This window comes from Burkholderia sp. AU30280 (genome assembly GCF_020420125.1).
GTDB lineage: Bacteria > Pseudomonadota > Gammaproteobacteria > Burkholderiales > Burkholderiaceae > Burkholderia.
Map to the genome: position 1 here is coordinate 314,312 of NZ_JAIZRY010000001.1, position 13,743 is coordinate 328,054.

General features: G+C 68.9%; 13 protein-coding genes. 4 read left to right on the forward strand and 9 right to left on the reverse strand.

The features are described from left to right. Positions 1–107: 107 nt before the first annotated feature. On the forward strand, positions 108–458 hold the full coding sequence (locus LGN17_RS01365; RefSeq protein ID WP_226194845.1) for a hypothetical protein: 351 nt from the start codon (positions 108–110) through the stop codon (positions 456–458). 208 nt (positions 459–666) lie between these two features. Here the strand turns inward: LGN17_RS01365 and LGN17_RS01370 are convergent, their stop codons facing one another. The 5 genes from LGN17_RS01370 to gtdA form a co-directional block, all read right to left on the reverse strand. Further along, the gene (locus LGN17_RS01370; RefSeq protein WP_226194846.1) at positions 667–2,028 is read right to left on the reverse strand and encodes an MFS transporter; all 1,362 of its coding nucleotides are present in this window, start codon (positions 2,026–2,028) and stop codon (positions 667–669) included. Between the two features lie 79 nt (positions 2,029–2,107). Continuing rightward, entirely contained in the window at positions 2,108–3,316 is a 1,209-nt protein-coding gene (locus LGN17_RS01375; RefSeq protein WP_175950538.1) for a 3-hydroxybenzoate 6-monooxygenase, read from the reverse strand. Between the two features lie 19 nt (positions 3,317–3,335). Beyond that, complete coding sequence (gene maiA, locus LGN17_RS01380) at positions 3,336–3,977, reverse strand: maleylacetoacetate isomerase (protein ID WP_226194847.1); 642 nt, start codon at positions 3,975–3,977, stop codon at positions 3,336–3,338. A gap of 25 nt (positions 3,978–4,002) precedes the next feature. Continuing rightward, positions 4,003–4,701 carry a fumarylacetoacetate hydrolase family protein gene (locus LGN17_RS01385; RefSeq protein WP_175950540.1) on the reverse strand — a complete coding sequence of 233 codons (699 nt, stop codon included), beginning with the start codon at positions 4,699–4,701 and terminating at the stop codon, positions 4,003–4,005. An 88-nt stretch (positions 4,702–4,789) separates the two neighbouring features. Next, positions 4,790–5,836: a gentisate 1,2-dioxygenase gene (gene gtdA, locus LGN17_RS01390; protein WP_226194848.1), complete on the reverse strand. Its 1,047-nt coding sequence runs from the start codon at positions 5,834–5,836 to the stop codon at positions 4,790–4,792. 168 nt (positions 5,837–6,004) lie between these two features. On the opposite strand from gtdA, the gene LGN17_RS01395 reads away from it, so the two are divergent. Beyond that, the gene (locus tag LGN17_RS01395) at positions 6,005–6,949 is read left to right on the forward strand and encodes a LysR substrate-binding domain-containing protein (RefSeq protein WP_226194849.1); all 945 of its coding nucleotides are present in this window, start codon (positions 6,005–6,007) and stop codon (positions 6,947–6,949) included. A gap of 186 nt (positions 6,950–7,135) precedes the next feature. Here the strand turns inward: LGN17_RS01395 and LGN17_RS01400 are convergent, their stop codons facing one another. The 4 genes from LGN17_RS01400 to LGN17_RS01415 are packed head-to-tail and all read right to left on the reverse strand — an operon-like array spanning position 7,136 to position 10,687. Next, on the reverse strand, positions 7,136–8,404 hold the full coding sequence (locus LGN17_RS01400; RefSeq protein WP_226194850.1) for an FAD/NAD(P)-binding oxidoreductase: 1,269 nt from the start codon (positions 8,402–8,404) through the stop codon (positions 7,136–7,138). After that, positions 8,401–8,634, reverse strand: coding sequence for a 2Fe-2S iron-sulfur cluster-binding protein (locus LGN17_RS01405; protein ID WP_226194851.1), 234 nt, complete (start codon positions 8,632–8,634; stop codon positions 8,401–8,403). Before LGN17_RS01405 ends, LGN17_RS01400 begins: the two co-directional genes overlap by 4 nt. Further along, positions 8,631–9,758: an NAD(P)/FAD-dependent oxidoreductase gene (locus LGN17_RS01410; protein WP_226194852.1), complete on the reverse strand. Its 1,128-nt coding sequence runs from the start codon at positions 9,756–9,758 to the stop codon at positions 8,631–8,633. Before LGN17_RS01410 ends, LGN17_RS01405 begins: the two co-directional genes overlap by 4 nt. Beyond that, positions 9,755–10,687, reverse strand: coding sequence for a 4-hydroxyproline epimerase (locus LGN17_RS01415; protein ID WP_226195267.1), 933 nt, complete (start codon positions 10,685–10,687; stop codon positions 9,755–9,757). Before LGN17_RS01415 ends, LGN17_RS01410 begins: the two co-directional genes overlap by 4 nt. 251 nt (positions 10,688–10,938) lie before the next feature. Here LGN17_RS01415 and LGN17_RS01420 point away from each other — a divergent pair, with 251 nt between their 5' ends. Then, positions 10,939–11,859 (forward strand): dihydrodipicolinate synthase family protein, encoded by a 921-nt coding sequence (locus tag LGN17_RS01420; RefSeq protein ID WP_105798217.1) that lies wholly within the window; start codon positions 10,939–10,941, stop codon positions 11,857–11,859. A gap of 230 nt (positions 11,860–12,089) precedes the next feature. Further along, complete coding sequence (locus LGN17_RS01425) at positions 12,090–13,715, forward strand: APC family permease (RefSeq protein WP_226194853.1); 1,626 nt, start codon at positions 12,090–12,092, stop codon at positions 13,713–13,715. The last annotated feature ends 28 nt before the right edge of the window (positions 13,716–13,743 follow it).

Here is a 13,743-nt window from a genome sequence, read left to right on the forward strand (position 1 = left end):
CAGATTCCCGGCCCCTGAATCTGTCGCGCCGGTGGCCGATTCCCTAACCTGATCGCACGCTGTCGCCTCGCCGTCGTGAGGCCGCGCATCCGGGAAAGGGAATCGCCATGCAAACGCATCACATCCGGCTCGACGCCGGGCAAAGCCACTTTGCGTGGTTCGACAAGGGCAGCCAGGTGATCGCGCTGGACGGCGCGCTTGCGGTCACGCTGCGTCACGGCAGGCTCGACTGGCTGCCCGACGAGCCACTGCACATTCGCCGCCTGCTCGACGAGGGCGAATGCCTGACGCTCGAGACGGCCGGCCACGTGGCGCTGTCGGCCGACGGCGCGGGAGCGGCCAGTGCGACGGTCGTGGAGCCGGCACGCCCGAGACGCTTGCTCGTTGCATGGCGCGCGATCCTGCGCCGGCTGTCCGGACGGATACGCGGTGGCCATCATGTGCGCGAGCATTCCTGAAATGGCGGCTTGCCGCGTCACCCAGGGGCGTCTGGCTGGCACCGCATCCTCCGGCGGAGATCCGGAGCGATCCGGTTCGACCGCACTCATGCAGATCGACCAACCTTGACCGGTTCAACCGCCGCAGCCTGTTCGGCACGCGGCAGCCACGGCGTCACCGCACGCTCCTGCGCCGCTCGCCGACAGGCTGCCTTGCCCCCTCCTTCGCTCAGGCCTGCTCGCCCGCAATCGCTTTCGCGGCAGGGAGGCGCGCCGCATCGGCACGGACCACGCCGAGCGCCAGCACCGCCATCCCCGCGATCACGCACGGCGCCGCGACGACGGCAAACGCGGTCGACAACGGCACGCCCATCGCCAGCATCGCGCCGCCCGCCATCGATCCGACCACCGAGCCGCCACGGCCGATCCCGTTCGCCCAGCTCACGCCGGTGGTGCGGCACTCGGTCGGATAGAACGCGGCCGATAGCGCGTTTGCGCCGACCTGCGAACCCGACACGCAGAAACCGGCCGCGAACACGGCGAGCGCGGCACCCCACGGCGATGCGGCAAACACGCCGATCGCGGCAACGAACACGCCGGCCGCGGCATAGCTGCAGGCCAGTACGCGATGCGGGTCGAAACGGTCCATCAACCCGCCGAGGACGATCGCGCCGAGCGTGCCGCCGACCTGGAACATCGCGGTCACGCGCGCGGCCGTCTGCAGCGTCGCGCCGGTCGTGCGCAGCAGCGTCGGCAGCCAGCTCGACAACAGGTAGATGACGAGCAGGCTCATGAAGAACGTGAGCCACAGCAGCAGCGTGCCGCGCAGCAGGTCGGCACTGAACAGGCGGCCGAGCGGCGACCCGGCCGGCTTGCCGGCTGGCGCGATGAACGACGCGCTTGGAAGATGCGGATCAGGTGCGATACGACCGAGCATCACCGCGATCCGCTCGCGAGCCGCGCCGGTGTTGACGAGATAGCGCACCGATTCCGGCAAACGCCACGCGAGCACCGGCAGAAGAAGCAGCGGCGCGGCGCCACCGACGACGAGCACCGAGCGCCAGCCGCAATGCTCGATCAGCGACGCCGCCGCGAGCCCGCCGAGCGCGGAGCCGATCGTAAAGCCGCAGAACATCGTCGTCACCAGCAGCGAACGGCGCCGCGCCGGGCAGTATTCGGACGTCAGCGTGATCGCATTGGGCATCGCGCCGCCGAGCCCGAGCCCGGTCACGAAGCGCCACGCGATCAGCTCCGTCAGGCCGCCGGCGCTCGCCGACGCGGCGCTCGCGATGCCGAAGCACGCTACGCAGGCGAGCAGCAGGCGCTTGCGGCCGAACCGGTCGCCGAACGGCCCGAACACGAGCGCACCGGCCATCAACCCGGCGAGCCCCGCGCCGAACACAGGGGCGAGCTGCGCGGGCGACAGGCCCCATTCCGCGCGGATGACGGGGGCAATGAAACCGATCGATGCGGTATCGAAACCGTCGATCGCGACGATCAGAAAGCACAGGACGACGATCGCGGCCTGAAACGGCGCAACGCGATGCCGGTCGATCCATTCGCTGACGTCGATGGACAGCGTATCGGCCATGATGGGGTCTCCTCCAGGAAGGCGGTCGCGCGTCATGTCGTTGAAATGCGCGCCGCAGGAATCGGGCTGAAAACGCGCGTTACGCGACGGGTTTCAGGCAATCCTCCGCGCGCCAGCCGTGGAGCCAGTCGAGCGCGTCGTAGAACTGCGCCTGCGTGCGTCCGGCCCAAAGCCCGTTGCGCACCTGCCGCTCGACGCCCTTTGCGTGATAGATCCGCCCCATCTCGCGCGCCGAATACAGCACGCGCGCGGTGCGCGGAATCCGCACGCGCTCGTACAGAGAAAACGCCGCTTCGAAATCGCCGTCGGTCCGTGCCACGGCCGCGCCGAGCGTCACGGCATCCTCGAGCGCCTGGCACGCGCCCTGCGCGAGGTATTGCGTCATCGGATGCGCGGCGTCGCCGAGTACCGTCGCACGGCCCTCGCTCCAGCGTTCGACCGGATCGCGATCGGCAGTCGCCCAGCGCTTCCACGACGTCGGCCGGTCGAGCATCTGCCTCGGCAGTGGATGAATGCCGTCGAAGTACGACAGCACTTCCTCCTTGCTGCCCTCGCGCACGCCCCAGGTTTCCTGTTCGCGGCTGTGGAACGTGACGACGAGGTTGTACTGCCGCCCGCCGCGCAGCGGATAGTGGACGAGATGGCAATGCGGGCCGGCCCACACGACCGGCGCATTGATCCGCAGATCCTGCGGCATGTTGTCGACGTCCACCACCGCGCGATACACGACGTGGCCGGTCACGCGATGGGCGTCGCCGATCAGCGCATGACGGATCGCAGATTTCACGCCGTCGCAGCCGATCACCGCATCCGCGCGAAAACGTTCGCCGTGCTGGTCGGTCACGGTCACGCCGTTGCCGTCCTGCTCGAAGCCGCACACCTGCGTGCTCGTCCGGAATTCGATCAGCGGATGATCCTTGACCGCCTCGTAGATCGACAGGTGAATGTCAGCGCGATGAATCACCGCATACGGATTGCCGAAGCGCTCGCGGTACGCGGCGCCCGTATCGATGCGCGCCACCTCGCGCGCGTCGACCGCATCCATCAGTTGCAGCCGGTCGGTAAACACCGCCCGGCGGCGCGCAGCCTCGCCGGCACCCAGCGCGTCGAGTGCGTTGAATGCATTCGCCGCGAGCTGGATCCCCGCGCCGATCTCGCCGATCTGGCCTGCCTGTTCGAGCAGCTTCACGCGAATGCCCTGGCGCGCGAGCGCAAGCGCCGCCGCGAGCCCGCCGATACCGCCGCCGATCACCAGCACGCGCCGGCCCTTGTCTTTTGTCTCGCCCATGCCTGTCTCCTGCTTCGTGTTATGCGACGTAATCCGGTTGTCGCTGCGGCTGTGCCGCGTCGAACGCCGGCTCGCGCCGCGCGTGTTCAAACACCGCGAGGCTGCGCGGATACGCACTCAGGTCACAATCCATCCGCAACGCATTCGCGACCTGCGGCACGAGGCATAGGTCGGCGAGGGTCGGCGTGTCGCCGAAGCACCACGGCCCCGCGTCCGCGCGCGCGAGCAGCCGCTCGACGCCGGCCATCCCTTCCGCGATCCAGTGCCGGTACCACGCGGTCTTCTGCTGCGGCGTGACCTTCAGCTCGCTGTCGAGATAGCGCAGCACGCGCAGGTTGTTGACCGGATGGATGTCGCATGCGATCAGCGTCGCCAGTTCCAGCACGCGCGCACGACGGTGCGGTTCGAGCGGAATCAGCCGAGGCTCCGGATGGATCTGGTCGAGGTAATCGAGGATCGCGAGCGACTGCCCGAGACGGAAATCCCCATCGACCAGCGCCGGCACGGCTGCCGACGGGTTCACGTTCGCGACGTAGGCCGCCTCGCGATGCTCGCCGGTACGGATGTTCACCGGCAGCGTGTCGTACGGCAGCCCTTTCAGCGCGAGCGCGATGCGCACCCGGTAGGATGTCGAACTATTGAAGAAGCTATGCAGTTGCACGATGTCGCCTTTCGAGGAAGATGCGTCAGACCACGCGCACGGTCAGCTCGCCGAGCCGTTCGACGCCGACCCTCATCACGTCGCCCGCGACGACCGCGCCGACGCCTTCGGGCGTGCCCGTGAAGATCACGTCGCCCGGTTCGAGGCGGAAGAACTTCGACAGGTCGGCCACCGTTTCCGCAACCGACCAGATCAGGTGCGACACGTCGCTCTGCTGCTTCGTCGCGCCATTGACGGTCAACCACAGGCCGCCCTGCTCGAAATGACCGACGTCGCTTGCCGGATGCACGGGCCCGATCGGTGCCGAGCGGTCGAACGCCTTGCCGATCTCCCACGGCCGGCCCATCTCGCGCATCTTCATCTGCAGGTCGCGGCGCGTCATGTCGAGGCCGACCGCGTAGCCCCACACGTGCTCGAGCGCGCGCTCGAGCGGAATGTCCGAACCGCCCTTGCCGATCACCGCGACGAGTTCGGCTTCGTAGTGATAGTTCTGCGTCTGCGACGGATACGCGAGATCGAGCGTTTCGCCGTACGCGACCGGCACGATCGAATCGGCCGGCTTGCAGAAGAAAAACGGCGGCTCGCGATCGGGATCGAAGCCCATTTCGCGTGCATGGGCCGCGTAGTTGCGACCGACGCAATAGACGCGGCGTACCGCGAACTGCGCGTCGCTGCCGGCGACGGGGAGCGCCACGGGCGCTTCGGGCGGGAAAACGAAAGTCATGAGTGGCTCCAGCGTAAATACGAATGAACGGGGCGCCGCCGCGACGGCGCACGGGAAACGGGAAACGAATCGTTGAAAACGGCCGGCGTCAGTCGCGCGCTTCGCGCAGCAGGTTCAATGCAGACAGCACGGGCCGGTCGGAATAGCTGAACAGCACGCTGTCGGACGATGCCGACAGCCGCACGGGCGCCCACGACGGCGCGACGAAGATGTCGTGCGGCTCGAATGCGAATGCGTTGCCGCCGATGTGCGCGGTGCCGCTGCCTTCGACGACGCAGTAGATCGTCGCGTCGGTGCTGCGGTACGTGCGACCGTCGAAACCGGCGGGCAGGAACTGCATGAAGGTGGCGATCGTCGGCATCGGCCAGCCGCCCGTCGCGGGGTTCACATAGCGCAGCTTCACGCCATCCCATGCGTCGAGTTCGCCATTCCGGTACAGCGCGTCGAGCGCGTCGCGGGTGCGTGCATACGGGTAGCTGAACACCGGCGACGTCGGATCGCTCACGCGATGCCGCACCGGCACCATGTTGTGACCGAAGCGCGCGAAGCTGTCGCCTTCCGGGCGGCTCACGGGCTGCACGGCTTCCGGGTAGTTCTCCGCGAAGCCCGCGTCGAGGTTCGCGACGAGCGGGATGTCGAGCCCGTCGAGCCACACGACCGGCTCGCCGCCCTCTTCCTCCGACGGGTTGCCGTGGTCATGCCATGCCCACGACGGCGTGATGATGAAGTCGCCCGGATGCATCGTCGTGCGCTCGCCGTTCACGGCCGTCCACGCGCCACGCCCTTCGACGATGAAGCGCAGCGCCGACTGCGTATGCCGGTGGCTCGGCGCGATCTCGCCCGGCAGGATCAGCTGCAAGCCCGCGTACAGGGTCGGCGTCATGCTCGACTTGCCGGGCAGCCCCGGGTTCTCCAGCACGAGCACGCGGCGCACGGCTTCCTCCGCGCTGATCACGCTGCCGGCCTGCATCACGAGGTCACGCACCTGCGCGTACTTCCAGATTGCGGCCTGCGCGGCGGGCCGCGGGGATGTCGGCACGAGGTTGTGCAGCGATTCCCACAGCGGCGCCAGGCGTTGCTCGGCGATCCGTGCGTAGTAGGTGGCGCGCGGCACGTCCGGATGGCGGGTCGTCATGTTGTCTCCTTGGCGTCGGCCGATCGGCGTCGGCGCTGTGTCTGTCGGGTCGGGGACCGTGCTGCAGTCCGTCAGCCGATTTATATTCGACCCAGACATACCCGGTAAAATGGTCAAATCATCTGATCCATATATTTCTGGATATACCTACTCGCGACGAGGCATGCGATGGACTGGACCCACCGGCTGCGACTGCGGCACCTGCAGGTACTGTTGAGCCTTGCCGGCACCGGCAATCTGAGCCAGTCGGCGGTCGCGCTCGCGACCACGCAGCCCGCGCTGTCGAAATGGCTGAAGGAACTGGAAGAGGATGTCGGGCTGCCGCTGTTCGAGCGGCATGCACGCGGCCTGCGGCCGACGCCCTACGGCGAAGCGCTGATCGAGCATGCGCGGCGCGTCGAAGCGCAACTCGACATCGCGCGCGACGACATGGCCGCATTGCGGGAAGGCGGCAGCGGCCTCGTGACGATCGGCACGTCGGGCGTGGCGGCGGCCGACACGGTGCCGCTCGCGGTGTCGCAACTGCTGAAACGGATGCCGCGCGCGCAAGTTCGGATGACCGAAAGCACGATGAACCTGCTGATGCCGCAGCTCGCGCGCAGCGAACTGGATATCGTCGTGGGCCGCTCCGGGTCGACCTCCGTCGATCCGCTGCTGCATGCCGAAGCGCTGTATGTCGATCCGGTCGTGTTCGTCGCGCGGCCGGGCCACGCGCTCACCGGTGCGGCGTCGGTCGGCTGGGACGACGTGCTCGCCTATTCGTGGATCGTGTGGCCGTCGGGCACGCCCGTGCACAACGCGCTGGAGGCCGCGCTGACGGCCGCCGGGCGCGTGCGGCCACCGCACTGCGTCGAATCGAATTCGTCGATCCTCAACCTCACGCTGCTGAACAACACCGACCTGCTCGGTGTCGCGTCGCACCGTGCCGCGCACCGCTTCGCGCAATTGAACGCGATCCGGATCCTGCCGATGCAGCTCGAGGGCCAGGGCGCGGTGTCGATGTACTGGCACCCCGACAGCGCGAATCGCGCGGCCGTGGCCGCGACGATCGAGTGCCTGCGCGCTTGTGCGGCTCCGCAGGTCGGCGGATGGGGGAACGTGCAGGCGGATTGAATGTGGCGCGGCCCGGCGTCAACCGGGCCTCGGTGCTGCGTTGCTGCGTTGCCGCGTTGCTGCGTTGCTGCGTTGCTGCGTTGCTGCGTTGCTGCGTTGCTGCGGTGCTGCGGTGCTGCGGTGCTGCGGTGCTGCGGTGCTGCGGTGCTGCGGTGCTGCGTTGCCGCGACGACCCATCACATCACATCACGCGCCGTCACAGGACGCCATGCCATCCAGCATCAGCGTGCCGACCCGCGCGGGCACGAGCGGCGTGCGCGGCACGGGCGGTGTCCAGCCGAACAGCGCCTGCGCGGCCGCGCCGCACACCCGGCCCTGGCACGCGCCCATCCCGCAGCGTGACTGCAGTTTCGCGGCCGTCCAGCTCGGCGCTTGCGCGACTGCATCGAAACGCACATCTTCGCAACGACACAGCAGCGTGTCGGCCCGCGCAAGCCGGCGGATTGGCTCACGGATCGCGAAGCGCTCGCGTACGGCATCGGCAAACGCCTGCCAATGCGCGCGCCGCGCGACGAGCGCGGCCAACGGCGCGGCCTGCCCGGTCGCCGCCAAACCGGCGATTTCGCCTTCGACCATCGCCAGTTCGCTGCCGCCGACGCCCGTACACTCGCCCGCCGCGAAGACCCCGTCGCGGCTCGTGTGCTGGTGCGCATCGATCGCCACCGCGCCGTTGTCGATCCGGCAGCCGAGATGGCTCGGCAGCACGGTATTCGGCACGAGGCCGAAGCCGCATGCGAGCCGGTCGCAGTCGACGTCGAACTCGCGATCGCCCTGACGAATCCGCACGCGCTCGAGCCGCTTGTCGCCGAACGCTTCGACGACATGCGCATCGGGCCGATAGGCGGCGGTGACGAGCTTCGCGGCCTGCGCGAGCTTCGACGGCCAGCGCCACAGCCCCGCGCCGAAACCGGCCACGTCGCCCCATGCGGCCTGTTCGAGCACATGCGACACGCGTGCGCCGGCCTGACGGGCCGTCGCGGCGCTCGCCAGCAGCAGCGGCCCGCTGCCCGCGATCACCGTGCGCTGCGCACGCACGTCGAGGCCGTACTTGATCAACGCCTGCAAGCCGCCCGCGCCGGTCACACCCGGCAGCGTCCAGCCAGGAAACGGCAGCAGCAGTTCGCGCGCGCCGCAACAGAGAATCAGCGTCCGGAAATCGAGCAGCAGCCCGCGTTCGTCGTCTTCGAGCAGCAGCGTGCCCGGCTGCGTTTCGGCGACGATGCGCGTCGCCGCGAGATGCGTGACGTTCGGCTGCCGCAACACGGCGAACCGCTCGGCGGCGGCCGGCGTCGGCGTCGCCGCCGCACCTTGCCGCCAGATCTGCCCGCCCGCCCGCGGGTTGTCGTCGACGATCGCAACCGTCGCACCGCTTCGCGCGGCGGCCCGTGCGGCCGACAGCCCGGCCGGGCCCGCGCCGACGATCGCGACGTCGACACTCAGTCGTTCCTGTTTCATCGCGCGCGCTCCACCTGCATCCCGTCACGGCACAGCGTCTGGCAGGCCAGCCGGCGCCGGCCGTCGATCGTCATCCTGCACTCCTGGCAAACGCCCATCCCGCAAAACGGCGCACGCGCCGCGCCCGTGCACGACACGCGCGTCGTGTCGTCGCCGCTCGCCGCGACAGCGGCCGCGACGGTCGCACCGTCGGCCACCGTCAGCGCGCGGCCGTCCAGATGAATGATCATGTCAGCGCTCCGGCTACGCGGGACGCGGTCAGGAAGCGTCCCGGCAAATACGGTTCGATATCGATGGGCGGCCGTTCGCCGGCCATCCGCGCAGCGACGAGCCGCGCGCTACCCGGCGCGGTCGTCACGCCGAGCCCTTCATGCCCGACCGCGAGCCACACGCCCGGCCGCGCCGGATGCTCGCCGAGCAGCGGCAGCCCGTCGGGGCTCGCGGAACGGAACCCCGTCCACGCGCGGATGCCGTTCAGGTCGGCCAGGCCGGGCAGATAGCCCACTGCGCGGCGCAGCATGCGCGCGAGCACCGGCGGCTCGACACGCGCGTCCTCGGTGTCGAACTGGCGCGACGAACCGATCAGCAACTGGCCGGTCGGCCGCGGCTGCACGTTGAACGCGACCGACGTGCCGTCGCTCGCATGCGCGCTTGCCGCATAGCCCAGCTCGACGAGCTGGTGCGACACCTGGCCCGGGTAGCGGTCAGTAATCAGCAGATGGCCCTTTTTCGGGCGCAGCGGCAGTTCGGGCAGCAGCGTGCGCGCGGCAACGCCGTTCGCGACGACCACCCGCTCCGCGCGCAGCGTGTCGCCGCTCGCGAGCGTCACGCTCGGGCCATCGACCGCGACGGCGCGGTCGCGCCGCAACGTGATGCGCGGCGCGCGTTGCAGCAGCCAGTTCGCGGCGACGGGCGCATAGAGGATCGCATCGCCGGGAATCTTCAGCGCACCGCCCAGGCCGGCACGCAGCATCGGCTCGAGTTGCGCGAGCGTCGCCGCATCGATCAGCTCGCCCGCCACGCCGTGCGCGGCCAGCGTCGCCTGCTTCGCACGCGCCAGATCCATTTCGTGCGCATCGGCGGCGAGCCACAGCGTGCCGCAGTTGCGGTACGCGCAACTGTCGGGCATCTCGCCGCTCAGCGCGCGCCACAGTTCGATCGAGTAATGGCTGAGCGCGAGTTCGGCCGCGTTGTCGTCCATCGCGACGAGGTGGCCCATCCCCGCGCCGGTCGCGCCGCCGCTCGCGTCGTCGACGACGAGCACGCGCAGCCCGCGCTGCGCGAGTTCGTGCGCGCACGCCGCGCCGACGATGCCGGCGCCGATCACGACGACATCCGCCTTCGTGTCGCTCACGGCGCGATACCCCAGCCGAATGGATCGTCTTCCTCGATCAGCAGCGTCGCTTCCGCGCTCAGGTGCGCGCTGCCGCGGATCGTCGGCACGATGCCGCCGTCGGCCTGCTCGTAGCTCGCCTGGAACACGCTGCCGATCACGCTCGCCTGCCGCCAGACGGCACCCGGCGCGAGCTTGCCGTCGGCCGCGAGGCACGCGAGCTTCGCGCTCGTGCCGGTGCCGCACGGCGAACGGTCGTACGCGAGGCCCGGGCACAGCACGAAGCTGCGGCTGTCGTGCTCGGGATCGTCGGCGAACAGCTCGATATGGTCGATCTCGCCGCCGTTCGCGCCGGTGATGCCCGCGCGTTCGAGCCCTTCGCGCACGGCCGACGCATACGCGGTGAGCGCCGCGACGTTGTTGCCGGCGACGCGCTGCCCGTGGTCGCTGATCAGGAAGAACCAGTTGCCGCCCCACGCGATGTCGCCTTTTACGGGGCCGTAACCCGGCACGTCGAGCGCGACACCCTTCGCATGGCGATACGCGGGCACGTTGCGCACGCTGACCGACAGGTCGTCGTGCAGCGTCGCCTCGACGGTGCCGACCGGCGTTTCGATCCGGTGCACGCCGGGCGCGATGCGCCCCATATGGTGCAGCGTGCGCACGACGCCGATCGTGCCGTGCCCGCACATCCCGAGATAGCCGCTATTGTTGAAGAAGATCACGCCGGCCGCCGCATCGGGCGACACGGGCTCGCACAGCAGCGCGCCGACCAGCACGTCGCTGCCGCGCGGTTCGAGAATGCATGCGGTGCGGTAGCGGTCGTGCTCGCGCGCGAGCACGTCGCGGCGCTCGGCCATGGTGCCGCTGCCGAGCGCGGGGAAACCGGACACGACGAGCCGAGTGGGTTCGCCGCCCGTGTGCGAATCGATGATCTGGATGCGCTTCATCATGAGCCGTCCGAAGTGGGGAAAGGAGCACAGCTTCCTCCGTCGCGCGTCCGCCCGCTTGTGGCTTTTCGATGAGGACGACGACGAAATCGGCATAGTGCGAAGCGCCCTTCCCGCGCCGTCCGGGCGCTGTGCCGATTTCGTCATTTTGCTCCGCGATACGACTCAAGCGTGATGGGCATTTGCGCGGCGATACTGGTTGCCACACCGACACCTGTCGGCCGACCGATACAAACACGTAGGAGATTGAAGTGAGCCGAAACGCCATTCAGTGGACCGGGGTCTTCCCGGCCGTCAGCACCCAGTTCAAGCCGGACTTTTCCCTCGACATCGACGCCACGCACCGGGTGGTGAAGAACCTGGTGAACGACGGCGTATCGGGCCTCGTGGTCTGCGGCACGGTCGGCGAAAACACGTCGCTGTCGACGAGCGAGAAGCTGCAGGTGATCGAGGCTGCGCGCGACGCGGCCGGCGGCAAGATTCCGGTGATCGCCGGCATCGCCGAATTCACGACCGAATTCGCGCGCAACACGGTGCGCGAAGCGCAGCGCGTCGGCGTCGACGGCGTGATGGTGATGCCCGCGCTCGTCTACTCGGCGAAGCCGCACGAAACCGCCGCGCACTTCCGCGCGGTCGCAACCAGCACCGACCTGCCGGTGATGGTCTACAACAACCCGCCGATCTACAAGAACGACGTGACGCCCGACGTGCTGATTGCGCTGCAGGATTGCGAGAACATCGTCTGCTTCAAGGATTCGTCGGGCGATACGCGCCGCTTCATCGACCTGCGCAACGCGGTCGGCGATCGCTTCGTGCTGTTCGCGGGCCTCGACGACGTCGTGGTCGAAAGCATTGCTGTCGGCGCCGAAGGCTGGGTGTCGGGCATGTCGAACGCGTTCCCGAAGGAAGGCGAGACGCTGTTCCGCCTCGCGAAGCAAAAGCGTTTCGACGAAGCACTCGCGCTGTACCGCTGGTTCATGCCGCTGCTGCACCTCGACGCGCGCCCCGATCTCGTGCAGTGCATCAAGCTGTGCGAAGAGCTGGTCGGCCGCGGCAGCGCGATCACGCGTCCGCCGCGCCTCGCGCTGCAGGGCGACACGCTCGCGGAAGTGAAGGCCATCGTCGCCAAGGCGCTCGACACGCGCCCGGCGCTGCCCGACGTCGGTCTCTGACCGACTCCCCCTGCGGCGGCGCGCCGGCTTCCCCCGCGCGCCGCCGTCTCCGGTCCGGCATGGCCTGCGGGCCCGTTCGCTGCAGCGCCCCCCCGCGCCGCGCGTGAACGGCCCGCGGCCCGCCCCGGTCGTTCGAACCGGGCGACGCCGGCCGGCAGGCATGCGCCGCTGCTCCGTCGGAGCGCGGCGCATCTCAAGCCTGTACCGATATCCCCCTAGGAGACAAGCCCATGCGAGGCCAAGGCAACGCTCACCCGTCTGTCCCGCTTTCCCCTACCGCGCACCCCGACGCGGGTCACGGCAAGTTCAAGAAACAGCTGTCGCTGACCGATCTCACGTTCATCGGTCTCGGCGCCATTTTCGGTTCGGGGTGGCTGTTCGCCGCGAGTCACGTGTCGACGATCGCGGGCCCGGCCGGCATTTTCTCGTGGCTGCTCGGCGGCTTCGCGGTGCTGCTGCTCGGCATCGTCTACTGCGAACTCGGCGCCGCGCTGCCGCGCGCGGGCGGCGTGGTCCGCTACCCGGTGTTCTCGCACGGCCCGCTGCTCGGCTACCTGATGGGCTTCATCACGCTGATCGCCTTTTCGAGCCTGATCGCGATCGAAGTCGTCGCCGCGCGCCAGTATGCGGCCGCGTGGTTTCCGGGCCTGACCGTCGCCGGATCGAGCGACCCGACCACGCTCGGCTGGCTCGTGCAGGCCGCGCTGCTGTGCTTCTTCTTTTACCTGAACTATTCGAGCGTGAAGACGTTCGCGAAGGCGAACAACATCATCAGCATCTTCAAGTTCATCGTGCCGCTGTCGGTGATCGCGGTGCTGTTCACGTTCTTCAAGCCCGCGAACCTGACCGTGCACGGCTTCGCGCCGTTCGGCATGCCGGGCATCGAGATGGCCGTGTCCGCGGGCGGCATCATCTTCGCGTACCTCGGGCTCACGCCGATCGTGTCGGTCGCGAGCGAGGTGCGCAATCCGCAGCGCACGATCCCGATCGCGCTGATCCTGTCGATCCTGCTGTCGACCCTGATCTACGTGCTGCTGCAGCTCGCGTTCATCGGCAGCATCCCCACCGCGATGCTCGCCGGCGGCTGGCACGACATCAGCAAGGCATTCACGCTGCCGTACCGCGACATCGCGCTGGCGCTCGGCGTCGGCTGGCTCGCGGTGATGGTCGTCGCCGACGCGATGATCTCGCCGAGCGGCTGCGGCAACATCTACATGAACGCGACGCCGCGCGTCGTCTACGGCTGGGCGAAGACCGGCACCTTCTTCAAGGTGTTCACGCGCGTCGACGAAGCGTCCGGCATCCCGCGCGCGGGCCTGTGGCTCACGTTTGGCCTTGCGATCTTCTGGACGATGCCGTTCCCGTCGTGGGAAGCGCTGATCAACATCGTGTCGGCCGCGCTGGTGCTGAGCTATGCGGTCGCACCGGTATCGGTCGCCGCGCTGCGCCGCACCGCGCCCGACCTGCCGCGGCCGTTCCGCGCAAGCGCGTTCGGCATCACCGGCCCCGCGTCGTTCGTGATCGCCGCGCTGATCGTCTACTGGTCGGGCTGGAGCACGGTGTCCTGGCTGCTCGGCCTGCAGATCGCGATGTTCGCGATCTATCTCGCATGCCGCCGCTGGGTGCCGACCGCGCATCTGAGCCTCGCCGAGCAAGTGCGTTCGTCCGCGTGGCTGATCGCGTTCTATGCCGCGATGATCGTGCTGTCGTATCTCGGCGGCTTCGGCGGCACGGGCCGGCTTGCGCATCCGTACGACACGGTCGTCGTCGCGGCCGTCGCGCTCGTCATCTACTACTGGGGCGCGAATACCGGCGTGCGCGCCGACAAGCTGCAACTCGACGACGACGAAGACTGACGCGCCCGTTCCTTTTCCCATGATCCCT

Coding starts and splice junctions, on each gene's coding strand:
- LGN17_RS01365 (WP_226194845.1), top strand. CDS start 108: ATGCAAACGCATCACATCCGGCTCGACGCCGGGCAAAGCCACTTTGCG.
- LGN17_RS01370 (WP_226194846.1), bottom strand. CDS start 2,028: ATGGCCGATACGCTGTCCATCGACGTCAGCGAATGGATCGACCGGCAT.
- LGN17_RS01375 (WP_175950538.1), bottom strand. CDS start 3,316: ATGGGCGAGACAAAAGACAAGGGCCGGCGCGTGCTGGTGATCGGCGGC.
- LGN17_RS01385 (WP_175950540.1), bottom strand. CDS start 4,701: ATGACTTTCGTTTTCCCGCCCGAAGCGCCCGTGGCGCTCCCCGTCGCC.
- gtdA (WP_226194848.1), bottom strand. CDS start 5,836: ATGACGACCCGCCATCCGGACGTGCCGCGCGCCACCTACTACGCACGG.
- LGN17_RS01395 (WP_226194849.1), top strand. CDS start 6,005: ATGGACTGGACCCACCGGCTGCGACTGCGGCACCTGCAGGTACTGTTG.
- LGN17_RS01400 (WP_226194850.1), bottom strand. CDS start 8,404: ATGAAACAGGAACGACTGAGTGTCGACGTCGCGATCGTCGGCGCGGGC.
- LGN17_RS01405 (WP_226194851.1), bottom strand. CDS start 8,634: ATGATCATTCATCTGGACGGCCGCGCGCTGACGGTGGCCGACGGTGCG.
- LGN17_RS01415 (WP_226195267.1), bottom strand. CDS start 10,687: ATGAAGCGCATCCAGATCATCGATTCGCACACGGGCGGCGAACCCACT.
- LGN17_RS01425 (WP_226194853.1), top strand. CDS start 12,090: ATGCGAGGCCAAGGCAACGCTCACCCGTCTGTCCCGCTTTCCCCTACC.